This window comes from Pseudomonas sp. LB1P83 (assembly GCF_054897885.1).
Genome location: NZ_CM142709.1, coordinates 1,674,237 through 1,698,513, shown reverse-complemented (window position 1 = coordinate 1,698,513; position 24,277 = coordinate 1,674,237). Strand labels below are relative to the sequence as shown.

The following is a 24,277-nucleotide window of genomic DNA, read 5'->3' as shown; positions in this document are numbered from 1 at the left end:
TTTGCGCCGAACTAAGTTTCAGCAATGCCTGCAAATTTCTCACGCAATTTATCTAGAGCACGTTTGTACCGCATTTTTGTCGCACTCAAACCCATGTGCATGATGTCTGCGATCTCCTGAAATTCCAGCTCTGCGACAAATCGTAGCACCAGAATTTCACGGTCAATCGGGTTCACATACACCAGCCAGCGATCGAGTCCACCCTTGTCCTCGGGTTTCGGCATCTTTTCTTCAGATGCTTCCTCGAGGGGGTCCAGACTCAAAGCATCCATCAAGCGACGCTTTCGCCGTTCCTTCCGATACTGCGTGATGCATTCGTTGTACGTGATGCTGTAGAGCCACGTTTTGAACTTCGATTTACCCTCGAAGTTCTTCAGGCCATACAGCACCTTCAACATCACTTCCTGACAGACATCGTCTGCGTCGCGATCGTTCCCCAGATATCGTGCACAAACGTTAAATAATGTTCGTTGGTAACGCCGCATCAGTTCTTCATAGGCGCGTGTTACGTGAAACAGCTCGGTATGCGAGCGCGCGACCAACTCCTCATCAGAGAGCTCGCGGGGGTCGTAGCGCGTGGAGAGCGATTGAGCTTTATTCAAAACAAGTCGGGCCGACAGTCAGGTCAATGTCCGCCGCAGCCCTTACAGGGCACTTTGCGGCGGCATACATTAGCAGGGTTCGCCGGATTAGCGGCTACTCACATGCTGCTCCAGGAGGATCCGATTGGAGAGAGAGACTAGCTCACCCTCATCGGTCAGCAATGTGGTTTTAACCGTGCCGATCTCTTCGATCTGACCTTCGACCTCGCCAACACGCACTTGTTGCCCAACCTGATACAACTCACGCACATAGATTCCCGCAAGAATCTGACCGGCAATTTCCCGGCTTCCCAATCCCATTGCCAGCGCAACCGCCAGACCAACGGTAATCAATACGATCACAATCACGTGGTTGAGCAGGTCAGTCTTGACCTCCAACTGGCTGATTGCGACCGAAATACTGATGATAATCACCAGTCCCTGGGCAATTCGCCCCAGGCCCGCAGCGTAATCCAGCCCTACACCCTCTGCGGCACCACGCACCAGCCCATTGGCCAGTTGCGCCAGCAAAACACCCACCAGCAGCACCAGCGCGGCGCCAAATACTTTCGGCAAATACAGCGCAAGCATGTCCAGCGTAGCCGAAACTCGCTCAAGTCCAAGGGATTCTGCGGCAGAAACCAGAAAAATCAGCAGAACGAACCAGTAGACAATCTTGCCAATCAGGGTCGAGATCGGTACCTGCAGGCCAGCCCGGGACAGCAATTTAGTCAGACCGGTGCCACCCATCAGGCGATCAAGGCCCAGCTTGGCGAGCAACTTGGACAGCAAAGTATCCAAAAGTTTCGCAACGACGAAACCCAACAGCAGCACGACCAGTGCGCCGAACAGGTTCGGAATGAAATTTGCCACCTTTGTCCATAACGCAGTCATTGCAGTGACGAGGCTCTGAGTCCAGAGATCAAGTTCCATATTCAATCAGCCTTATCAGCAGTGCGAACGGTAGGTTTACGGTGGCGGGATACCGGCGAGACGTGGGCCGAGCCGTTATTGAGGGCGATCATCAGCGCGGGCAACCAGCGGCCCAGCAGGCTGAACAGATCGCCAGCGCCGACCTGACGGTTGGCGGTTTTCAGGACACGCCCAAGGCACGCATCGTCGTCACGGGTGGACGGCGAAGCGTTCAGCATGTCGCGCAAAGACTGTTCAAACGGATCGTGCATACGCACCTCTCGTGATGTCTGTGAAAGACGCGGTCAAATTTGCCCGGGTCACATGAGTCATCTTCACACCCAGCGCAAACGTCGAAATAACCACCACTGCCCGAGCGCCACGCAGACCATCATCAGGCAGGCAATCAGGAAGCCATAAGGGCTTTCCGAGAACGGAATGCCACCAACATTTATCCCCAGCAGACCGGCCAGAAAACTCATCGGCAAGAAGATCCCGGTGATGATCCCGAAGCGGTACATCGTGCGGTTCATGCGCACGCTCAAACGTCTGTCCTCGGCCTCGAGGACCAGCCCCACCCGCTCCCGGGTCAATTCCAGCTCTTCGAGATAACGGGTCAGGCTGTTGTTCAATTCGTTCCAGTAATCGCCGTCGTCATCGACGAACCAGGGCAATTTGATCCGCGTGAGTTGTCCGAAAATATCCCGCTGCGGAGCAAGGAAACGTTTCAGCGCGGCGGCCCTTCGACGGATCTGCAAAATGGCCCCGTGCTCGGGTGTATACCGTTCGTCGGCATCCAGCTTTTCTTCTTCCTCATCCACCACTTCCGAGAGGCAACTGACCAGATCCTGCACCTTATTGGTGAGGTACTGAGCCATATAAAGGATGAGTTCGGACGCGCTTTTCGGCCCTTTGCCATCGGCCAGTTGCACCAGCAACTCATCGGTGGCGCGCAATGGACGCAAACGCAGGGAAATCACCCGCTGGGCAGAGGCGAAGATCCGCACCGAGACCATGTCTTCCGGCTCCGCGCCCGGGTTCAGGTTGACCCCACGCAGAAACAGCAGCAGTTCGCAGTCCGGCAGCGGCAAAAGACGCGGTCGGGTGTTCTCTTCGAGCAGCAGGTCACAGCTGAATTCACTCAAACCGCTGGATGTGCGCAGCCAGGTCTGGGTTTGCGGGTGACTGCGATCCCAGTGCAGCCACAGGCTTTCATGGGCCTGCAGCTGCAAGTCATCGAGTTCAGTCCGGGCTATCGAACGCGCACCGCCTTTACCATCCAGCACCAGGGCATGCACCAGCCCCCACTGCGCGTTTTCTTCCTCGAACATCCTCACCCCTTGATTGGTACGGCGGCTTTATTCAGGCATCTTCAGCGGGCTTGGCGAGATGATCACGCCGTTGTTGTCCGCGTAAATGTAGTGGCCTGGATGGAAAGTCACGCCAGCAAAGGTCACAGGGACGTTGAGATCGCCGAGCCCGCGCCTGTCGGATTTTCTCGGGTGACTGGCGAGGGCCTGAACGCCCAGGTCGGTCTGCGCGATGATATCGACGTCACGGATGCAACCGTAGATCACCAGCCCTTCCCAACCGTTATTTGCGGCTTTCTCGGCCAGCATGTCACCCAGCAATGCATGACGCAGAGAACCGCCACCGTCGACCACCAGCACCTTGCCATTACCTTTGAGTTCGACCTGCTCTTTGACACGCGAGTTGTCTTCAAAGCACTTGATCGTCACGATTTCGCCGCCGAATGAGTCACGGCCACCGAAATTGTTGAACATCGGTTCCAGCACCTGCACCAGCTCCGGGTAGGTGTCGCACAGGTCAGGCGTAAGGTAATGGTTCATCGAGAAACTCCTGTAAAGAGGAAGACAATCGAGGATGTCGCAAAGTGACCGGAACAGCTCAATGCGTCATATCTTAGCCGCAAGCCGAACAGAGCGAAATGCCCTTGTCAGAGCATCAGGCTCAGACTGCCGCAGACAAATCCGGCTTTTGTCCCAGCAAAGGCGTTTGCTGATCGGCCAGCCAGCGCGCCACCAACGGCCAGACTTCGGCTTGAGCGGCTTTGCTGACGAGCATTTCCACGTGACCGAAATTATCGCCAAAGCCCTGCTCGCGGCCAAGGTTGATGAATTGCTTGTGCTCGGAACCCACTTGATCGAACAGCTTGCGGCACGCCCACGCCGGATCCTGGTGATCGCCGGCGGCGCTCACCGCCAGCACAGGCAATTGAACCTCGGCCAATCCCGCCCACCAGTCCTTGTCCGCATCGCCGAAGCGCCCGAACAGGCCGTACCAGCGCATGCTTTCCAGGGCCAGGCCAATCGGCTCGTCCTCCGGGCCGCGCTTGAGTCGTGAACCGGACAGCTGGGCGAAACGCTTGAGAATGAAGCGCCCGCCCCACTCCACCGGTGGAATCTTCAACGGCCAGTACGTGCGACTGACCTGCGTGCCGAAGAATGCCGCAGACGCGACGACAGGCTCGCCGATGTATTCGCCACCCAGCGCCGCCGCCAGCGTGATGCCGCCCAGCGAATGACCGATCCAGTGCGGGACCTGGCCGCTCTGCTCGCGCACAAAGGCGCCAATGGCCGGCAGATCGTAACGGGCGTAGTCGCTGACGCGGTTCTTGCGGTAATTCTGGTTGCGCTGGGACAGGCCGTGACCACGCATTTCAGGAATCCATACATCGAATCCCAGACGCGTCAGGTAGGCGCCCAGCCCAAGCCCTTTCGGCGAGAACCAGAACCGGCGATTGGAAAAACTGCCGTGCAACAGAATTACCGGCACGCCACCGTGCGCGGGCACGTCCGCCATGCCCAAACGGGTCACAGCCAACTCCACAGTGCCATCAGGACTGTTGCCGGGTTTCAAACGATAGACATCTTCGCTCAGATCGCCGCGCCGCTCGGCGCTGATCAGGGCGACAGGAAATAGGTTGCTGCTGCTTTGCATAATGCTCTTGCACAAAAAAGGGCGGCATCCAGAGGAGCCCGCCCTACTTGAATCTTAAAGCCCCAGCCACTAAGCCGGCCGGGGCTTCACTCACACCATCAAGCCGGCGCTTGACCTTCAGCCAGGAAGAACCAGGTTTCCAGTACGGAATCGGGGTTCAGCGAAACGCTTTCGATGCCCTGCTCCATCAGCCATTTGGCCAGATCAGGGTGGTCCGAAGGGCCCTGACCGCAAATGCCGATGTACTTGCCGGCCTTGTTACACGCGGCAATGGCGTTCGCCAGCAGCTTCTTGACCGCCGGATTACGCTCGTCGAACAGGTGAGCGATGATCCCGGAGTCACGGTCCAAACCCAGCGTCAGCTGAGTCAGGTCGTTGGAGCCGATGGAGAAACCGTCGAAGAATTCGAGGAATTCTTCAGCCAGGATCGCGTTGGACGGCAGTTCGCACATCATGATGATGCGCAGACCGTTCTCGCCGCGGGCCAGGCCATTTTCGGCCAACAGATCGATCACCTGGCTCGCTTCGCCCAAGGTACGGACGAACGGCACCATGATTTCGACGTTGGTCAGGCCCATCTCATTGCGCACGCGCTTGATGGCACGGCACTCGAGCTCGAAGCAGTCACGGAACGCTTCGCTGATGTAACGCGAGGCGCCACGGAAGCCCAGCATCGGGTTTTCTTCTTCCGGCTCGTAGAGTTTGCCGCCGATCAGGTTCGCGTATTCGTTGGACTTGAAGTCCGACAGACGCACGATGACCTTTTTCGGGGTGAACGCAGCGGCCAGGGTGCTGATGCCTTCGACCAGTTTTTCGACATAGAAGCCAACCGGATCGTCGTAGCCGGCGATGCGCTTGTCGACGCTGTCCTTGATTTCCTGCGGCAGACCGTCGTAGTTCAACAGCGCTTTGGGGTGAACACCGATCATGCGGTTGATGATGAATTCCAGACGGGCCAGGCCCACACCGGCGTTCGGCAGTTGCGCGAAGTCGAAGGCGCGGTCCGGGTTGCCGACGTTCATCATGATCTTGAACGGCAGATCAGGCATGGCGTCCACGGAGTTTTTCTTGATGTCGAAGCCCAGTTCGCCTTCGAAGATGTAACCGGTGTCGCCTTCAGCGCAGGACACAGTCACGCCCTGGCCGTCTTTCAACAGCTGGGTGGCGTTGCCGCAACCGACCACGGCCGGGATGCCCAGCTCGCGAGCGATGATCGCGGCGTGGCAGGTACGACCGCCACGGTTGGTGACGATGGCGCTGGCGCGCTTCATGACCGGCTCCCAGTCCGGGTCGGTCATGTCGGAGACCAGAACGTCGCCTGGCTGGACCTTGTCCATCTCGGACACGTCCTTGATGATGCGGACCTTGCCGGCGCCGATGCGCTGGCCGATGGCGCGACCTTCAACCAGCACGGTGCCGGTTTCTTTCAACAGGTAGCGTTCCATGACGTTGGCCGAGGTACGGCTCTTCACGGTTTCAGGACGAGCCTGAACGATGTAGAGCTTGCCGTCGTCGCCGTCTTTGGCCCATTCGATGTCCATCGGGCACTTGTAGTGCTTCTCGATGATCATCGCTTGCTTGGCCAGTTCGCTGACTTCGGCGTCGCTCAGGCAGAACCGTGCGCGATCAGCCTTGTCCACGTCGATGGTCTTGACCGATTTACCGGCCGTGGCCACTTCGCCGTAGATCATCTTGATGGCTTTGCTGCCCAGGTTGCGGCGCAGGATGGCCGGACGACCGGCTGCCAGCGTGCCCTTGTGGACGTAGAACTCATCCGGGTTCACCGCGCCTTGTACGACGGTTTCACCCAGGCCGTAGGCGCCGGTGATGAACACCACGTCACGGAAACCCGATTCGGTATCGAGGGTGAACATCACGCCGGCAGTGCCGGTTTCGGAGCGGACCATGCGCTGCACGCCAGCCGACAGAGCCACCAGCTTGTGGTCGAAGCCCTGGTGGACGCGGTAGGAAATCGCGCGGTCGTTGAAAAGGGAGGCGAACACCTCTTTGGCGGCGCGAATGACGTTTTCGACACCACGGATGTTCAGGAAAGTTTCCTGCTGACCGGCGAAGGAAGCGTCCGGCAGGTCTTCGGCGGTAGCGGAAGAGCGCACGGCCACGGCCATGTCAGGGTTGCCGGCCGACAGCGTGGCGAACGCGGTGCGGATCTCGGCGTTGAGCTTCTCGGGGAATTCGGCTTCCATGATCCATTGACGGATCTGGGCGCCGGTCTTGGCCAGGGCATTGACATCGTCGACGTCCAGGGCGTCGAGGGCGGCATGGATCTGATCGTTCAGGCCGCTCAGTTCCAGAAAATCACGATAAGCCTGAGCTGTCGTGGCGAAGCCACCGGGCACCGATACACCGGCACCTGCAAGGTTACTGATCATCTCGCCCAGGGATGCGTTCTTGCCCCCTACGTGCTCTACATCATGGACGCCGAGCTTATCGAGGGAAACTACGTACTCTACCAAGGTGATCTCTCCACTAACTGTGTTGGAAAAGCTCAGAAGCCGGCGGCTCGGGGGAGCGTTGGCCGGCTGTATGGCCTGGACCTGGAAAATAAGTGAGAATGCGGGCCACTGGCGGCCGGCAAATCGCGCCTATCATATCCAAGATTCGTCACTAGCTTAAGGCCCAAGGTGCAAATGAAACGATCTGCTTTCTTTATTTCCGACGGCACCGGCATTACAGCCGAAACCCTCGGCCAAAGCCTCCTGGCGCAGTTCGAAAACATTACCTTCAGCAAATTCACGCGTCCGTACATCGACAACGTGGATAAAGCGCGGGCCATGGTACAACAAATCAACAAAGCCGCCGAAACCGACGGCTTCCGGCCGATTATCTTTGACACCATCGTCAATCAGGACATCCGTGAGATCCTCGCAACGTCCAATGGTTTCATGATCGACATTTTCTCGACCTTCCTGGCGCCGCTTGAACAGGAACTGACCGAGCATTCTTCCTACACCGTCGGCAAGTCCCACTCCATTGGCACCAACTCCAATTACATGGAGCGTATCGAGGCGGTGAACTTCGCCCTCGACAACGATGACGGTGCACGCACGCATTATTACGACAAGGCCGACCTGATCCTGGTGGGCGTGTCGCGTTGCGGCAAGACACCGACGTGCCTGTACATGGCCATGCAATTCGGCATCCGCGCGGCCAACTACCCGTTGACCGAAGACGACATGGAACGCCTGCAACTGCCTGCCGCCCTGCGTGCCCACCAGCACAAACTGTTCGGCCTGACCATCGACCCGGACCGCCTCACCGCCATCCGCAACGAACGCAAGCCCAACAGCCGCTATTCGAGCTACGCCCAGTGTGAATTCGAAGTGCGCGAGGTGGAGAACCTGTTCCGCCGCGAGAACATCCCGAACATCAATTCCACGCATTTTTCCGTGGAAGAGATTTCGGCGAAGATTCTGGTGGAGAAAGGGGTTGAGCGGCGGTTCAAATAGATTTGTATCGCCTGCGAGGACGCCTTCGCGGGCAAGCCTCGCTCCTACAGGTTTCGCGCTGTCTTGTAGGAGCGAGGCTTGCCCGCGAAGAACGATTACACGGTCTCCCTCAACGCCCCCGCCAATGCTTCAAACCCTTGAAGCAACAACCGATCATCCCCCGCCGAATTGCACACACTCGCCCGAACAAACTGCGGCACCGCTGCATGCCCGACTGCAAACGCCTCAGCGGTCGCCACCAGATAATTGTTCTGCTTGAGCTCCGCCGCAATCTGCGAAGCCCGCCACGGCTCGGGCACTTCGATCCAGAAGTGTGGGCTATGGGGATGAGTCTTGTAACTGACGTCTTCTAACACTGCACTGACCAACCGCTTGCGGCGGCTGATTTCGACAATCTGCTGCTCCAGCAACCGCTCGGCTATCCCGTTTTCGATCCATGCAGTCGCCAGCTCCATCGACAGCGGACTGGCCATCCAGCACGTCCCGCGCAGCGCCGCACTCAGTCGCCCGATCAACGGCAGCGGCGCGTGCAAGTAGCCAACCCGCAAACCGGCCGAAACCGCCTTGCTCAAACTGCCGATCAGCACCGAGCGCTCCGGGGCAAAGTGACTCAAGGGCAATGGGCGCTGCTGCGCCAGCACGGCGTGGGCTTCGTCCTCGATGATCAGCAGATTGTGCTGGCGACAGACTTCGGCAATCGCCTCGCGCCGTGGGACCGACATCACCGCCGCCGTAGGGTTCTGGATTGTCGGCGTGCAGTAAACCGCGGATACCCGATGATTCTGGCAAATGTCCGACAGCGCATCCGGCCGCAATCCTTCGTCATCCATCCCGACACCGATCAGCTTTATGCCGAGCATGCGTGCGGCGCTGATCAACCCTGGGTAGGTCAAATGCTCGGTCACCACGGTATCGCCGGGCTTGAGCAGCGCCATCAATACGCACAACAAACCGTGCTGGCCACCGTTGACGCAAATGACCTGCTCGGCGCTCGGCACAAATGCCTGATGCCGCAGCCAGTGGGCACCTGCCGCTCGGTGACGGGGTAGTCCGCCATCGGCGGTATAACCGCTGATCATCTGCAAGGTACGCGGATCGCTGGCCAAGGCCTGCAGACTCTGACTCAGAAAGACAGCTTCCTGCCCCGGAATCGGCTGATTCCGACTCATATCGAAGTAAGGCTGTGGCTCGTCGCTGACATTGCGAAACCCAGAATCCCGCGGCCGCTCCATCCCGCGCTGACGCACATAAGTGCCATCTCCTACACGAGCCACGACCAACCCTACCCGCTCCAGCTCGCCATATGCCCGACTGATGGTGCCGATGGTCACGCCCAGGCTGTCCGCCAGCAAACGATGGGGCGGCAGTTTGCTGCCGGGCTCGATCAAGCCTTCACCGATGCTTTTTTCGAGGGCCTCGGCCAGGCGCTTGTACTTCACACCGCGCCCTTGAGCCAAGCCCTCGCGCAGGATTGACACCGTGGCAATACTTACTTTGACAGTCATTTCCATCCCGAATAGCGTGCTTAAAACAGGTTCAATCAGGGATAGACCTATTTGGTAACCGGGTCAATTCCGACGACGAAGGAGCACGCTCATGTCCATGGCCCTCAGCGCCACTTCAAGTACTCGAAAACCCTGGTTGGCCGGATTGGTCACCAGCGCGCTGTTCCTGATCGTTTGCCTGAGTTGGGGCACCACGTGGCTGGGCATCAAGATTGCCGTCGAAAGCGTACCGCCGCTGACCGCCGCCGGCCTGCGCTTTCTGATCGCCTTTCCGCTGTTTTTGAGCTTCGCCCTGCTGCGTCGCGAGCCGCTGCTGTTTCCACGGCAAAGTCGCTGGTTTTTCGTGTTCGTCACGCTGTCGTATTTCAGCCTGCCGTATTACTTGCTCAACTACGGCGAGATGCACGTGTCCTCCGGACTGACCGCGCTGCTGTTCAGCTGCATGCCGGTGTTCATCCTGATCTTTTCGGCGGTGTTGCTGCGGGAGAAGTTCTATCCCTCGCAAGTGATCGGCATCGCCATCGGGTTCGGCAGTCTGTTCATGATTATCCGCAGTCAGGGCCTGCACCTGGACCACGCCGAGTTCTTCGGGGTGCTGGCGATTCTGACCGCGGCGGTGATGCATGCGCTGTGTTACGTGGTCACCAAGCAGCAAGGCAGTGCGATCAGCGTGATTACGTACAACACGCTGCCCATCGGCCTGGCTGGCTTGATGCTGTTTGTGGCGGGATTGCGCTTTGAAGCTCCGGTGTTCGATGACATCACGGCGCGATCGTGGGGCGCCCTGCTCTATCTGGGCCTGGTGGCGTCGGTGGGCGGGTTTATCGTTTACTTTTTGCTACTGAAACGACTGAGCCCGATCATTTTGTCGTTCGTTTTTATTATTTTTCCGGTGTTTGCGGTGGTTATTGGTGCTTGGTACGAGGGGCAAGCCTTGTCCCGAGAAGTGATGATGTACTCGGCGATTTTGCTGACGGGTTTTGCCATCACCAAATTACCAGTCGAGAAATGGCTCAAGACCTGAACACATCCCCTGTAGGAGACAGCGGTGCGGCGATCCGACTTGCCGGCGAAGGCGCCCTCAAGTACGCCTTCGCCGGCAAGCCTGGCTCCTACTCGGATCGGCTTCAGATCACGAACAGGTCGACGAAGCGGTTGACTGGCGTCGCCTCAAGCGCAGCCTGATCCTTGCATAACGCAAAAATCTCGGCGCAGCGCTGACCGGTAAATCGCGTGGCCAGGTTGGCCTTGAATTTGTCCTCCAGCAGCGGAATACCGTCGGCACGGCGTCGACGATGGCCGATTGGATATTCCACCAACACATTCTCCGTGCTGGAGCCGTCTTTGAAAAACACCTGAATCGCGTTGGCAATGGAACGCTTATCGGCTTCCAGATATTCGCGAGTGAAGCGTGGGTCTTCAACGATGACCATTTTCTCGCGCAGCACGTCGATGATCGGATGCGCGGCATGGAAGTCATCTTCGTATTGCTCGGCGACCAGATTGCCGAAGGCCAGCGGCACGGCGGTCATGTACTGAATGCAGTGATCGCGGTCGGCAGCATTGGCCAACGGGCCGACCTTGGAAATGATGCGGATTGCCGATTCGTGGGTGGTGATGACGATTTTGTCGATTTCATGCAGACGATTTCTAACGTGTGGGTGCAGGGTCACTGCCGCTTCGCAAGCGGTTTGAGCGTGGAATTCAGCGGGAAAACTGATCTTGAACAACACGTTTTCCATCACGTAGGTCCCGTACTCGCGGGAGAAGCTGAACGCGCGTTTGCCTTCAGGCTTGAGCGCCAGATCGTTGTTGGTGTGGCTGAACAACACGTCGTAGAAACCCCATTGCCTGGCGGTCAGCACACCGGGAATGCCCATCTCGCCGCGCATCGCAATGTCTGCCAGCCGTACGCCCCGGCTGGACGCATCGCCCGCCGCCCAGGACTTGCGCGACCCGGCATTCGGCGCATGCCGATACGTGCGCAGCGCCTGGCCGTCGGCAAAAGCGTGGGATAACGCCGACAGCAGTTGCTCGCGATTGGCGCCCATGAGTTTGGCGGTGACGGCGGTCGAGGCGACTTTCACCAGGATGACGTGATCGAGCCCTACACGGTTGAAGGAGTTTTCCAGTGCGATCACGCCTTGAATCTCGTGGGCCATGATCATGGCTTCGAGCACCGCACGAATAGTCAGCGGAGCATCGCCATTGGCCAGGCGTTTTTGCGAAAGGTGGTCGGCCACCGCGAGAATGCCGCCGAGGTTATCGGACGGATGGCCCCATTCAGCGGCGAGCCAGGTGTCGTTGTAATCGAGCCATCGCACGATGCAGCCGATGTCCCACGCCGCTTTGACGGGGTCGAGCCGCAAACGGGTGCCGGGGACCCGGGCGCCAAACGGGACGACGGTGCCTTCGACGATCGGGCCGAGGTGTTTGGTGCATTCGGGAAAGCGCAGGGCCAGCAGACCGCAACCGAGGGTGTCGATCAGGCAGTTGCGAGCGGTGTTCAGCGCTTCTTGGGATTCGATTTTGAAGTGGAGGACGTAATCGGCGATGTCCTGCAGGACGGTGTCGTAGTCGGGGCGGTTGTTCTGGTCGACGTTGGTGCTCATGTTCGATTCACTCTTGAAGTGGTTCGTTGATGGGACCTCGGTTCAGGGGGCAATCTCAGCGGGTTACAGCTTTCTTATTTTGGAATGCAATCAACTGTAGGAGCGAGCCTGCTCGCGATGAGGCCATAACATTCAATATCTATGTTGGCTGGGACACCGCTTCGCGAGCAGGCTCACTCCTACAGGGGTTTTGCGTTTATGTCAGGATTCGGGTCAGAAGGAATCACCCGGCACGCGTACGAAGCCTTCCATCAACACCCGCGCGCTGCGGCTCATGATGGCTTTCTTGACGGTCCACTCGCCGTTCACCTGGCTCGCTTCGGCACCCACGCGCAACGTGCCGGACGGATGCCCAAAGCGCACAGCATTGCGCTCAATACCACCCGCCGCAAGATTCACCAGCGTGCCGGAAATCGCCGCCGCCGTACCAATCGCCACGGCCGCCGTGCCCATCATCGCGTGGTGCAATTTACCCATGGACAGCGCCCGCACCAACAGATCGATATCACCCCCCGCAATCGCTTTGCCACTCGAAGCAACGTAGTCCGCAGGCTTGGCCACGAAGGCAACCTTTGGCGTGTGCTGACGCTTGGCCGCTTCGTCCAGGTCCTTGATCAAGCCCATGCGCAACGCGCCATAAGCACGAATGGTCTCGAACATCAGCAACGCTTTCGGGTCGCCATTGATCGCGCCCTGCAACTCGGTGCCGGTGTAGCCGATGTCTTCAGCATTGACGAAAATCGTCGGGATGCCGGCATTGATCATGGTCGCCTTGAAGGTGCCGACACCGGGCACTTCGAGGTCATCCACCAGATTGCCGGTGGGGAACATCGAACCGCCGCCGCCCTCTTCTTCCGCTGCCGGATCCATGAATTCGACCTGCACTTCGGCGGCGGGAAAGGTCACGCCGTCGAGTTCGAAATCACCGGTTTCCTGCACGTCACCGTTGGTGATCGGCACGTGGGCGATGATGGTCTTGCCGATGTTGGCCTGCCACACGCGCACCACGGCCACGCCGTTGTGTGGAATGCGGCTGGCATCGACCAGACCGTTGCTGATGGCAAACGAACCGACGGCGGCCGACAGGTTGCCGCAGTTGCCGCTCCAGTCGACGAAAGGCTTGTCGATGGAGACCTGACCGAACAGGTAATCGACGTCGTGATCCGCCTTGATGCTTTTCGACAGGATCACGGTTTTGCTGGTGCTGGAGGTCGCGCCGCCCATGCCGTCGATTTGCTTGTCGTACGGGTCGGGGCTGCCGATCACGCGCAGCAATAATGCATCGCGAGCCGGACCAGGAATCTGCGCCGCTTCGGGCAGGTCTTTCAGGCTGAAAAACACGCCTTTGCTGGTGCCGCCGCGCATATAGGTGGCGGGGATTTTGATCTGAGGTACGTGAGCCATTGGTGCTCCTTCAAAGCGGGCAAGGGACATGGAATCCCCTGCCCGCACATCGTGTTTTAGACAGCGACTGCCGACTCTTCAAGGAAGTCCTGAGCGAAGCGCTGCAACACGCCACCGGCCTCGTAGATCGACACTTCTTCGGCGGTGTCGAGGCGGCAGGTCACCGGCACTTCGACGCGTTCGCCATTCTTGCGATTGATCACCAGCGTCAGTTCGGCGCGCGGCGTACGCTCACCGATCACGTCGTAGGTTTCGCTGCCGTCGATGGCCAGGGTGTGACGGTCGGTGCCCGGTTTGAACTCCAGCGGCAACACGCCCATGCCCACCAGGTTGGTGCGGTGAATGCGCTCGAAACCTTCGGCCGCAATCGCTTCCACACCCGCCAGACGCACGCCCTTGGCCGCCCAGTCGCGGGACGAACCCTGACCGTAGTCGGCGCCGGCGATGATGATCAGCGGCTGCTTGCGTTCCATGTAGGTTTCGATGGCTTCCCACATGCGCATGACCTGGCCTTCCGGCTCGACACGAGCCAGCGAGCCCTGCTTGACCTTGCCGTTTTCCTGAACCATTTCGTTGAACAGTTTCGGATTGGCGAAAGTCGCGCGCTGCGCGGTCAGGTGGTCACCGCGGTGGGTGGCGTAAGAGTTGAAGTCCTCTTCCGGCAAGCCCATTTTCGCCAGGTACTCGCCAGCGGCGCTGTCGAGCATGATCGCGTTCGACGGCGACAGGTGATCGGTGGTGATGTTGTCCGGCAGCACCGCCAGCGGGCGCATGCCCTTGAGCGGACGAGCGCCAGCCAACGCGCCTTCCCAGTACGGCGGACGGCGGATGTAGGTGCTCATCTCGCGCCAGTCGTACAGCGGCGTCACTTGCGGGCCGGTGTCTTCGTGGATGGCGAACATCGGGATGTAGACCTGACGGAACTGCTCAGGTTTGACCGATGCCTTGACCACTGCGTCGATTTCTTCGTCGCTCGGCCAGATGTCTTTCAGGCGGATTTCCTTGCCATCAACCACGCCCAGCACATCTTTTTCGATGTCGAAACGGATGGTCCCGGCGATGGCGTAGGCGACTACCAGCGGCGGCGAAGCCAGGAACGCATTCTTGGCGTACGGGTGAATCCGGCCGTCGAAGTTGCGGTTACCGGAGAGCACGGCGGTCGCGTACAAATCGCGGTCGATGATCTCTTGCTGGATCACCGGGTCCAGCGCGCCGGACATGCCGTTGCAGGTGGTGCAAGCGAAAGCGACGATGCCGAAACCGAGTTGCTCCAGCTCGCTGGTCAGGCCGGCTTCGTCGAGGTACAGCGCGACAGTTTTCGAACCCGGCGCCAGGGAAGATTTCACCCACGGTTTGCGGGTCAGCCCGAGCTTGTTGGCATTGCGCGCCAGCAGGCCGGCGGCGATGACGTTGCGCGGGTTGCTGGTGTTGGTGCAACTGGTGATGGCGGCGATGATCACCGCGCCGTCCGGCATCTGGCCGGGCACTTCGGTCCACTGACCGGAGATACCTTGGGCGGCGAGGTCCGAGGTGGCGACACGGGCGTGCGGGTTACTCGGACCGGCCATGTTGCGCACCACCGAGGACAGGTTGAAGCTCAACCCACGCTCGTATTGCGCGTTCTTCAAGCTGTCAGCCCACAGACCTGTGGTCTTGGCGTAGTTCTCGACCAACTGCACTTGCTCGTCCTCGCGGCCAGTGAGTTTAAGGTAGTCGATGGTTTGCTGATCGATGTAGAACATCGCTGCCGTGGCGCCGTATTCCGGAGCCATGTTGGAGATGGTTGCGCGGTCGCCGAGGGTCAGCGCCGAGGCGCCTTCGCCGAAGAATTCCAGCCACGCGCCGACGACTTTTTGCTTGCGCAGGAACTCGGTCAGCGCCAGCACCATGTCGGTGGCGGTGATGCCCGGTTGCAGCTTGCCGGTCAGTTCAACGCCGACGCTTTCCGGCAGACGCATCCAAGACGCGCGGCCGAGCATCACGCTTTCAGCTTCCAGGCCGCCGACACCGATGGCGATCACGCCCAGTGCATCGACATGAGGAGTGTGGCTGTCGGTGCCGACGCAAGTGTCGGGGAACGCCACGCCATCGCGCACCTGAATCACCGGAGACATTTTCTCCAGGTTGATCTGGTGCATGATCCCGTTGCCAGGCGGGATCACATCAACGTTCTTGAAGGCCTTTTTGGTCCAGTTGATGAAGTGGAAACGGTCTTCGTTGCGACGGTCTTCGATGGCGCGGTTCTTCTCGAACGCCTCCGGATCGAAGCCACCGCGCTCGACGGCCAGGGAGTGGTCGACGATCAATTGCGTCGGCACCACCGGGTTCACTTGCGCCGGATCGCCACCTTGCAGGGCGATGGCGTCACGCAGGCCGGCGAGGTCGACCAGAGCGGTCTGGCCGAGGATGTCGTGGCACACCACACGAGCCGGGAACCATGGGAAGTCGAGGTCGCGTTTGCGCTCGATGAATTGCTTCAGGGATTCGGTAAGCGTGGCCGGGTCGCAGCGACGCACCAGGTTTTCCGCCAGCACGCGGGAGGTGTACGGCAGAGTGTCGTAGGCGCCAGGCTGGATGGCTTCGACAGCCGCGCGGACGTCGAAGTAATCCAGATGGCTGCCGGGCAGCGGTTTGCGGAATTCAGTGTTCATCGTCAGGACTCGGTCACGGTGGTTACAAAAGGTGGGGCCTGGCACAGAACTGAATCCGATCCTGTAGGAGCGAAGCTTGCTCGCGAAAGCGGTCTACCCGTCGACATTGATGTTGAATGTCAGTCCGTCTTCGCGAGCAAGCTTCGCTCCTACAGGGTTCGCGGTTTCAGTGCCGGTCCTCACCATTCAGCGTTGTTCGATTGGCACGAACTTGCGCTGTTCGACGCCGGTGTACTCGGCGCTCGGGCGGATGATGCGGTTGTTGGCACGTTGTTCGAACACGTGGGCCGCCCAGCCGGTCAGGCGCGAGCAGACGAAGATCGGTGTGAACAACTTGGTCGGAATGCCCATGAAGTGGTACGTCGACGCATGGTAGAAGTCGGCGTTCGGAAACAGTTTTTTCTGCTCCCACATGGTCTTGTCGATGGCTTCGGAGACCGGGAACAACACGGTGTCGCCCACTTCTTCAGCGAGTTTTTTCGACCAGCCCTTGATCACTTCGTTGCGCGGATCGTTGTCCTTATAGATCGCGTGGCCGAAGCCCATGATCTTGTCCTTGCGCTCGAGCATGCCGAGGGTGCCTTTGATCGCCTCTTCCGGCGAGCTGAAGCGCTCGATCATTTCCATCGCCGCTTCGTTGGCGCCGCCGTGCAGCGGACCGCGCAGCGAGCCGATGGCCGCCGTGACGCAGGAATACATGTCCGACAGGGTCGAGGCGCATACCCGTGCGGTGAAGGTCGAGGCGTTGAACTCGTGTTCCGCGTAGAGGATCAGCGAAACGTTCATCACTTTGACGTGCAACTCGCTCGGCTTCTTGTCGTGCAGCAGGTGCAGGAAGTGGCCGCCGATGGATTGCTCGTCACTCACGCAGCTGATGCGTTTGCCGTCGTGGCTGAAGCGATACCAGTAGCACATGATCGCCGGGAACGCGGCCAGCAGGCGGTCGGTTACGTCGTGTTGTTCGGAGAAGTCTTTCTCCGGTTCGATGTTGCCCAGGAACGAGCAACCGGTGCGCATCACGTCCATCGGGTGGGCGTCGGCGGGGATGCGTTCCAGCACTTCTTTCAGCGCTTGCGGCAGGTCGCGCAGCTTGCTCAGTTTGCTCACGTAAGCGGCGAGTTGCGACTTGGTCGGCAGTTCGCCGTAAAGCAGCAAGTAAGCCACTTCTTCGAATTGCGCGTCAGCTGCCAGTTCGCGAACGTCGTAGCCGCGATAGGTCAGACCGGCGCCCGACTGGCCCACGGTGGACAGAGCGGTTTGCCCGGCAACCTGGCCACGGAGCCCGGCGCCACTGAGTACTTTTGCTTCGGCCATTGCTGTCTCCAGTTTTCTTGAATTTGTTAGGGAATCTGCAATTTCTTTAAAATTTGCATCGCACTCTGTAGCAGATGTCGAGCACCGTGAGGCAGCGTCCGGCTGCGCAGCAGTCGTAAAACCTGACGACGCGTTACACCTGGAAAATCGCGTCGCCTGACTGGCGAGTCCTTCGGCCTCGAACGCAGCCTCGCGGGCTCGGCAGCTGCTACAAAAACGTGTTCATTTGCAAAGTTGCTTGTCGTTACTTCTTCGCCGCAAACAACGCATCGAGCTTCTGCTCGAAGGTGTGGTAGTCGATGCGATCGTAAAGCTCCATGCGGGTTTGCATGGTGTCGATCACGTTCTGTTGCGTACCGTCGCGGCGGATCGCGGTGTAGACGTTTTCCGCCGCCTTGTTCATCGCGCGGAACGCGGACAATGGGTATAGCACCAGCGACACGTCGGCAGCGGCGAGTTGCTCGGTGGTGTACAGCGGCGTCGCGCCGAATTCGGTGATATTGGCCAGGATCGGCGCTTTCACGCGGTTGGCGAACAGCTTGTACATGTCCAGTTCGGTGATGGCTTCCGGGAAGATCATGTCGGCGCCCGCCTCGATGCACGCCGCGGCGCGATCCAGGGCGGATTCCAGGCCTTCCACCGCTAGGGCGTCGGTACGAGCCATGATCACGAAGCTGTCATCGGTGCGTGCATCGACGGCAGCCTTGATCCGGTCGACCATTTCCTGCAGCGACACGATCTCTTTATTAGGACGGTGACCGCAGCGCTTGGCGCCAACCTGGTCTTCGATATGAATCGCCGCCGCGCCGAACTTGATCATCGACTTGACGGTGCGCGCGACGTTGAACGCCGAGGAGCCGAAACCGGTGTCCACGTCCACCAGCAGCGGCAGGTCGCACACGTCGGTAATGCGACGAACGTCGGTCAGCACGTCATCCAGGCCGGTGATGCCCAGGTCCGGCACGCCGAGGGAGCCGGCAGCCACCCCGCCACCCGACAGGTAAATAGCCTTGAAACCGGCGCGCTTGGCCAGCAGCGCGTGGTTGGCGTTGATCGCGCCGACCACTTGCAGCGGATGTTCGCTGGCGACCGCATCGCGGAAACGCTGGCCTGGAGTGCTCTTGTTGGAACTCATGACTCACCTCGTTCAGTGGCTGTCTGGTTAGCGCCGTCCTGGTAATGACGGGCGATATTGCGTTTGGAGGCGCCGATGTGGCGGCGCATCAACAACTCGGCTAGCTCACCGTCACGGTCGGCGATGGCGTCGAGAATTCGGTGGTGCTCGGCAAAGGCCTGGTGCGGGCGATTGGGCGTGGTGGAAAACTGGATGCGGTACATGCGCACCAGCTGATACAGCTCGCCGCACAGCATTTGCGTCAGGGTGCGGTTGCCGCTGCCCTGGATGATCCGGTAGTGGAAGTCGAAATCGCCTTCCTGCTGGTAATAGCCTTTGCCTGCCTGAAACGCCTCATCGCGCTCGTGGGTTTCGAGAACCCGGCGCAGTTCATCGATTTCTTCGAGGGTCATGCGCTCGGCCGCCAGACGGCAGGCCATGCCTTCGAGGGATTCGCGAATCTCGTAGAGCTCCAGCAGCTCGGCATGGCTGAGCGAAACCACCCGCGCCCCGACGTGCGGTACACGAACCAGCAGGCGCTGGCCTTCCAGACGATGGATCGCCTCGCGCAGCGGTCCGCGGCTGATGCCATAGGTGCGGGCCAGTTCCGGCTCGGAGATCTTGCTGCCTGGGGCGATCTCGCCTTTGACGATGGCCGCCTGAATGCGGCGGAAGACGTTTTCGGACAGCGTCTCCGAATCGTCTTGCGCAACCACCGGGGGATCAAGTTGATCCAGCATATTGTCGACACCTTGAAAGCCAATGCGGCAAAAACTAGCGAAAACAGGCGCAACAGTCAAAGAATAAATAGAGAGTGTCGACAATCGTCTAATAACCGACTGCACCACAACGAAGCGGTCCCTCTGTTTATAGCCCCCTGCCAGCGCTGGCGCCATAAACCCACCGTGCTAGAATGCCGGCCGCATTTGTTTGTGACATCTGCACTGCTTGTCATAAATAGTTGATAGGCATACGAGGGAGCTTGCGCAGCGATGCCAGGGCCTAGAATCGAAGTACGGACCGCTGCGCACCAGGATTTATGAGACTCAAGCCCTTCCCCACATTCCTTTGCCTTCTTTGCCTGCCCGGTTTTGCCGCGGCGGGGGAAAAGACCGTGTATGGCCTCAACGAGTACGCTTCCCTGGACGGCATCGACCTGGAAGTCGCCGCCAAACTCGACACCGGGGCGAAAACAGCGTCCTTGAGTGCCCGCGATATCAAGCGCTTCAAACGCAATGGCGAGTCCTGGGTGCGCTTCTATCTGGCCATCGACACCGCGCATTCGCACCCCATCGAACGGCCACTGGCCCGCGTCAGCAAGATCAAGCGTCGTGCTGGCGACTACGACCCGGATGAAGGCAAAAAATACACCGCCCGTCCGGTGATTGAGCTGGATATCTGCATGGGTTCGGCTTTACGCAGCATCGAAGTGAACTTGACTGACCGAAGTGCTTTCCAATATCCGCTCTTGATCGGCTCCGAAGCGCTGAAACGCTTCGACGCGCTGGTCGACCCCAGTCTTAAATACGCTGCTGGCAAACCCGCCTGCGCCACCGACGCACATACCGCAGAGTAATTCCAATGCGCGCTCTTACCCTCCATCTGAAAATGCTGATCGCCATCCTGGTGGTCCTGGGCATTTCAGTTACGGCCTATCAGATTTTCGTGCTCGGCATTCCCGTGACCGAAGACGCCACCGACGACCTGTGGAACATCGACGCCAAGGTCGAGTTCGTCGCCAGTGCCAAAGACCCGGTCAAGATCCAGATGTTCGTGCCGCCGCTGAGCCGCGATTACGTGAGCCTCAACGAGAGTTTCATTTCCAATAACTACGGCGTGGCCGTGAACCGTGTCGACGGCAATCGCAAAGTCACCTGGTCGGCGCGCCGGGCCAAGGGCAATCAGACCCTTTATTACCGCCTGGTGCTGACCAAGCGCTACACCGGCGAAAAATCCAAGGTCAAGGGCCCGACCTTCCGCGACAGCATCGCCGTCGAAGGCGCAGAAAAAGTCGCCGCCGAAGCCCTGCTCGCGCCAATCCGCCAACACTCGGCCGACGTCGAAACCTTCATCGGCGAAGCCATCAAGCGTGTCAACAATCTCAACGACGACAACGTGAAGCTGTTGCTGGGCGGCGATCCGTCCCCCGGACACAAAGCGAAAATCGTCGAGCTGGTACTGTCCATCGCCCACGTACCGGTGGAAAAGGTCCACACCATCCGCTTGGTGGCCGACCAGCCGCAAACCCCGGAACTCTGGTTGCGCAGTTTCAACGGCACCGACTGGCTGTACTTCAACCCGGAAACCGGTGAGCAAGGCCTGCCGACCGACCGCCTGCTGTGGTGGACCGGCGACGAAAACCTGATCACCGTCGATGGCGGCAAGAAAGCCAACGTGACGTTCAGCCTGAACAACAGCGAAATGAACGCCATTCGCCTCGCCAAGCTGACCGACGAAAACACCGACGCCAACTTCCTCGAATACTCGCTGTACGGTTTGCCGCTGCAAACCCAGCAGACCTTCATGATCATGGTGATGATCCCGATCGGTGTGCTGGTGATCCTGATCCTGCGCAACCTGATCGGCTTGCAGACCCTCGGCACCTTTACCCCGGTGCTGATCGCCCTCGCCTTCCGCGAAACCCAGCTCGGCTTCGGCATCGTGCTGTTTACAGTCATCACTGCGCTGGGGCTTTCGCTGCGCTCCTACCTTGAACACTTGAAGTTGCAGATGCTGCCGAGGCTGTCGGTGGTGCTGACCTTTGTGGTGGTGCTGATCGCGGCGATCAGCCTGTTCAGCCATAAACTCGGGCTGGAACGCGGGTTGTCGGTGGCGCTGTTCCCGATGGTGATTCTGACCATGACCATCGAACGCCTGTCGATTACCTGGGAAGAACGCGGTTCCGGGCATGCCATGAAAGTGGCGATCGGTACGCTGTTCGCTGCCTCCCTGGCGCACCTGATCATGAGCGTTCCGGAGCTGGTGTACTTCGTGTTCACCTTCCCGGCGATTCTGCTGATCCTGGTGGGCTTCATGCTGGCGATGGGTCGCTATCGCGGTTACCGCCTGACCGAACTGGTGCGCTTCAAGGCTTTCCTGAAGAAGGCTGACGCCTGATGTTCGGCTTCTGGAAGACCTGGAAGGCCCTGGAAGCCCGGGGCATCATGGGGATCAATCGGCGTAACGCGGACTACGTGCTGAAGTACAACAAGCGCAGTCTGTACCCGATCGTCGATGACAAGATCATCACCAAGGAGCGTGCGATCAAGGCCGGCATTCACGTGCCGGAGCTGTACGGCGTGATCTCCACCGAGAAGGAAATCGATAACCTCGACAAGATCATCGGTGAGCGCAACGACTTCGTGATCAAACCGGCCCAGGGCGCGGGCGGCGACGGCATCATTGTGGTCGCCGACCGTTTCGAGGGCCGCTATCGCACGGTGTCCGGCAAGATCATCGGCCATGAGGAACTCGAGCACCATATCTCGAGCATCCTCACCGGCCTGTACTCCCTGGGCGGTCACCGCGACCGCGCACTGATCGAATACCGGGTGATCCCGGACCAGATCTTCAAAAGCATCAGCTACGAAGGCGTGCCGGACATCCGCATCATCGTGCTGATGGGCTACCCGGTGATGGCCATGCTGAGATTGCCGACCCGCCAGTCCGGCGGCAAGGCCAACCTGCACCAGGGCGCCATCGGCGTCGGCGTCGACCTCGCGACCGGGGAAACCCTGCGCGGTACCTGGCTGAACAACATCATCACCAAACACCCGGACACCACCAACGCCGTGGACGGCGTGCAACTGCCCTACTGGGACGGTTTCATGAATCTCGCTGCCGGCTGTTATGAGCTGTGCGGGCTGGGTTACATCGGTGTCGACATGGTGCTGGACCAGGAAAAGGGCCCGTTGATTCTTGAGCTTAACGCCCGGCCCGGGTTGAACATTCAGATTGCCAATGACTGCGGGCTGACGCTGCGCACGCATGCAGTTGAAGCGCGACTGGAAGAATTGAAAGCACGCGGGATCGCCGAGACGGTGCGCGAGCGAGTGGAGTTTGTTCAGGAGATGTTTGGGCATATTCCTGCCGTCGAAGGTTGATCCTGAACCTAGTCGCGGCCTTCGCGGGCAAGCCTCGCTCCTACAGGTTTGTGTCGTTCGCCGATAATGTGAACGACACAAACCTGTAGGAGCGAGGCTTGCCCGCGAAGACTGACTACCAGTTACCAGAGCACTCAACCCAGCCCCCAATCTACCAATCCCCGACATCCCCTCTAGGAGCAAATCCTGCAGAGGACTACAATCGCCCCCCCGCCTCGATGGCTGATCTGCCCCGCCCATGTTGACCTGTTCCGTACATCCGCTGCCCTATCGCGCCAACCCCGCCGAATACTTCGCGGCGATTCGTCATGCCCCCGGCGCCGTGCTGCTCGACAGCGGCCGGCCAACTGCTGATCGCGGGCGTTACGACCTGCTCAGCGCCTGGCCGCAGGAGCAGTTGGCGATGCTATCGGACGAGAGCGGCCTGCACTTCCTGCAACGCCTTCGCGACAATCTGACGCGACTCGGCGAAGCGGCCGTTCCTTATGAACTGCCCTTCGCCGGTGGCCTGATCGGTTACCTGAGTTATGACTTCGGCCGCCATTTGGAGCATCTGCCGAACCAGGCGCAGGACGACCTGCAACTGCCGGATGCGCGTTTCGGGCTGTACGACTGGGCACTGATCAGCGATCACCACCTGGCTACCAGTCAATTGGTGTTCCACCCGACACTGATCGACAGCGAGCGCCAACGGCTGATCGAGTTGTTCATTCAGGCGGCAGTTGAACCGATCGAGCCGTTCAAGCTGAAAGCGCCGATGAAAGCCGACCTGAGCGCTGATGAATATCGCCAGGCCCTGGAACGCATTCAGCACTACATCCAGGCCGGCGATTGCTATCAGGTCAACTTCGCCCAGCGCTTCCGGGCTGAATGCCAAGGTGATCCGTGGGCCGCGTATATCGCGCTGCGGGCCGCGTGCCCGACACCGTTTTCCGGTTTCCAGAGCCTGCCCGACGGCGGCGCGGTGTTGAGCCTGTCTCCTGAGCGATTCGTCAAAGTCAGCGAACGCCATGTGGAAACCCGCCCGATCAAAGGTACCCGCCCGCGGGGCCTGACCGCAGCCGAAGACGCCGCAAACGCCGCCGAACTGCTGGCCAGCCCCAAGGACCGCGCGGAAAACCTGATGATCGTCGACCTGCTGCGCAACGACCTCGGCCGCACCTGCCGCATCGGTTCGGTGCAGGTACCGGAGTTGTTCAGTCTGGAAAGCTATCCGAATGTGCATCACCTGGTGAGCAGCGTGACCGGTGAGCTGGCGGATGACCGGGACGCGCTGGACCTGATCGCCGGCAGTTTTCCGGGCGGATCGATTACCGGTGCACCGAAGATTCGTGCCATGCAGATTATTGATGAGCTGGAGCCGACCCGGCGCGGGTTGTACTGCGGTTCGTTGCTGTACCTGGACGTGCGCGGCGAGATGGACAGCTCCATCGCGATTCGCAGTTTGCTGGTCAAGGATGGGCAGGTGTGCTGCTGGGGCGGTGGCGGGATTGTCGCGGACTCGGAGTGGCAGGCGGAGTATCAGGAGTCGATTACCAAGGTGAAAGTACTCCTCGATACCCTGCAAAACCTTTAAAAGCTTCGCGGGCAAGCCTCGCTCCTACAGGACCGCGTAAGCCCTTGTAGGAGCGAGGCTGCCCGCGAAGGCGTCCT

At 59.6% G+C, this 24,277-nt stretch carries 20 protein-coding genes; 6 read left to right on the top strand and 14 right to left on the bottom strand.

What is annotated here, in order from left to right:
- Nucleotides 1-11 precede the first annotated feature (11 nt).
- From sigX to ppsA, 7 genes are all read right to left on the bottom strand, one after another.
- Nucleotides 12-602: an RNA polymerase sigma factor SigX gene (sigX, locus tag ACYZTY_RS07795; protein ID WP_131062998.1), complete on the bottom strand. Its 591-nt coding sequence runs from the start codon at nucleotides 600-602 to the stop codon at nucleotides 12-14.
- Nucleotides 603-689: 87 nt separating this feature from the next.
- Nucleotides 690-1,514: a mechanosensitive ion channel family protein gene (locus tag ACYZTY_RS07790; protein ID WP_008027407.1), complete on the bottom strand. Its 825-nt coding sequence runs from the start codon at nucleotides 1,512-1,514 to the stop codon at nucleotides 690-692.
- A gap of 2 nt (nucleotides 1,515-1,516) precedes the next feature.
- Entirely contained in the window at nucleotides 1,517-1,765 is a 249-nt protein-coding gene (locus ACYZTY_RS07785; protein WP_007944521.1) for a hypothetical protein, read from the bottom strand.
- A gap of 63 nt (nucleotides 1,766-1,828) precedes the next feature.
- Nucleotides 1,829-2,824, bottom strand: coding sequence for a zinc transporter ZntB (locus ACYZTY_RS07780; RefSeq protein ID WP_461957966.1), 996 nt, complete (start codon nucleotides 2,822-2,824; stop codon nucleotides 1,829-1,831).
- Between the two features lie 27 nt (nucleotides 2,825-2,851).
- Nucleotides 2,852-3,343 carry a ribonuclease E activity regulator RraA gene (gene rraA, locus ACYZTY_RS07775; protein ID WP_461957965.1) on the bottom strand — a complete coding sequence of 164 codons (492 nt, stop codon included), beginning with the start codon at nucleotides 3,341-3,343 and terminating at the stop codon, nucleotides 2,852-2,854.
- A 121-nt stretch (nucleotides 3,344-3,464) separates the two neighbouring features.
- Nucleotides 3,465-4,454, bottom strand: coding sequence for an alpha/beta fold hydrolase (locus ACYZTY_RS07770; protein WP_461957964.1), 990 nt, complete (start codon nucleotides 4,452-4,454; stop codon nucleotides 3,465-3,467).
- Nucleotides 4,455-4,552: 98 nt separating this feature from the next.
- Nucleotides 4,553-6,928: a phosphoenolpyruvate synthase gene (gene ppsA, locus ACYZTY_RS07765; protein WP_461957963.1), complete on the bottom strand. Its 2,376-nt coding sequence runs from the start codon at nucleotides 6,926-6,928 to the stop codon at nucleotides 4,553-4,555.
- A gap of 174 nt (nucleotides 6,929-7,102) precedes the next feature.
- Here ppsA and ppsR point away from each other — a divergent pair, with 174 nt between their 5' ends.
- Complete coding sequence (ppsR, locus tag ACYZTY_RS07760) at nucleotides 7,103-7,921, top strand: posphoenolpyruvate synthetase regulatory kinase/phosphorylase PpsR (RefSeq protein ID WP_090181892.1); 819 nt, start codon at nucleotides 7,103-7,105, stop codon at nucleotides 7,919-7,921.
- A 95-nt stretch (nucleotides 7,922-8,016) separates the two neighbouring features.
- Here the strand turns inward: ppsR and ACYZTY_RS07755 are convergent, their stop codons facing one another.
- Nucleotides 8,017-9,426, bottom strand: a complete 1,410-nt coding sequence (locus tag ACYZTY_RS07755; RefSeq protein ID WP_461957962.1) for an aminotransferase-like domain-containing protein — start codon at nucleotides 9,424-9,426, stop codon at nucleotides 8,017-8,019.
- A 136-nt stretch (nucleotides 9,427-9,562) separates the two neighbouring features.
- Here ACYZTY_RS07755 and ACYZTY_RS07750 point away from each other — a divergent pair, with 136 nt between their 5' ends.
- Nucleotides 9,563-10,450: a DMT family transporter gene (locus ACYZTY_RS07750; RefSeq protein WP_461959269.1), complete on the top strand. Its 888-nt coding sequence runs from the start codon at nucleotides 9,563-9,565 to the stop codon at nucleotides 10,448-10,450.
- Nucleotides 10,451-10,553: 103 nt separating this feature from the next.
- Here the strand turns inward: ACYZTY_RS07750 and prpD are convergent, their stop codons facing one another.
- From prpD to ACYZTY_RS07720, 6 genes are all read right to left on the bottom strand, one after another.
- On the bottom strand, nucleotides 10,554-12,038 hold the full coding sequence (gene prpD, locus ACYZTY_RS07745) for a 2-methylcitrate dehydratase (protein WP_461957961.1): 1,485 nt from the start codon (nucleotides 12,036-12,038) through the stop codon (nucleotides 10,554-10,556).
- A gap of 213 nt (nucleotides 12,039-12,251) precedes the next feature.
- Nucleotides 12,252-13,442, bottom strand: a complete 1,191-nt coding sequence (prpF, locus tag ACYZTY_RS07740) for a 2-methylaconitate cis-trans isomerase PrpF (RefSeq protein WP_461957960.1) — start codon at nucleotides 13,440-13,442, stop codon at nucleotides 12,252-12,254.
- A gap of 56 nt (nucleotides 13,443-13,498) precedes the next feature.
- A complete protein-coding gene (gene acnD, locus ACYZTY_RS07735; RefSeq protein ID WP_461957959.1) occupies nucleotides 13,499-16,093 on the bottom strand; it encodes a Fe/S-dependent 2-methylisocitrate dehydratase AcnD in 2,595 nt (864 codons plus the stop codon).
- Nucleotides 16,094-16,279: 186 nt separating this feature from the next.
- Nucleotides 16,280-17,407 (bottom strand): bifunctional 2-methylcitrate synthase/citrate synthase, encoded by a 1,128-nt coding sequence (prpC, locus tag ACYZTY_RS07730; protein WP_461957958.1) that lies wholly within the window; start codon nucleotides 17,405-17,407, stop codon nucleotides 16,280-16,282.
- A 244-nt stretch (nucleotides 17,408-17,651) separates the two neighbouring features.
- A complete protein-coding gene (prpB, locus tag ACYZTY_RS07725; protein ID WP_010456549.1) occupies nucleotides 17,652-18,542 on the bottom strand; it encodes a methylisocitrate lyase in 891 nt (296 codons plus the stop codon).
- Nucleotides 18,539-19,261, bottom strand: coding sequence for a GntR family transcriptional regulator (locus tag ACYZTY_RS07720; RefSeq protein ID WP_461957957.1), 723 nt, complete (start codon nucleotides 19,259-19,261; stop codon nucleotides 18,539-18,541). Before ACYZTY_RS07720 ends, prpB begins: the two co-directional genes overlap by 4 nt.
- 299 nt (nucleotides 19,262-19,560) lie before the next feature.
- Here ACYZTY_RS07720 and rloA point away from each other — a divergent pair, with 299 nt between their 5' ends.
- From rloA to pabB, 4 genes are all read left to right on the top strand, one after another.
- A complete protein-coding gene (rloA, locus tag ACYZTY_RS07715; RefSeq protein ID WP_461957956.1) occupies nucleotides 19,561-20,097 on the top strand; it encodes a retropepsin-like aspartic peptidase RloA in 537 nt (178 codons plus the stop codon).
- Between the two features lie 5 nt (nucleotides 20,098-20,102).
- Nucleotides 20,103-21,638 (top strand): osmotic stress tolerance membrane protein RloB, encoded by a 1,536-nt coding sequence (rloB, locus tag ACYZTY_RS07710; protein WP_461957955.1) that lies wholly within the window; start codon nucleotides 20,103-20,105, stop codon nucleotides 21,636-21,638.
- Nucleotides 21,638-22,624 (top strand): alpha-L-glutamate ligase-like protein, encoded by a 987-nt coding sequence (locus ACYZTY_RS07705; protein WP_461957954.1) that lies wholly within the window; start codon nucleotides 21,638-21,640, stop codon nucleotides 22,622-22,624. The genes rloB and ACYZTY_RS07705 overlap by 1 nt, the downstream gene beginning before the upstream one ends.
- A 238-nt stretch (nucleotides 22,625-22,862) precedes the next feature.
- Nucleotides 22,863-24,200: an aminodeoxychorismate synthase component I gene (pabB, locus tag ACYZTY_RS07700; protein WP_461957953.1), complete on the top strand. Its 1,338-nt coding sequence runs from the start codon at nucleotides 22,863-22,865 to the stop codon at nucleotides 24,198-24,200.
- Nucleotides 24,201-24,277 lie beyond the last annotated feature (77 nt).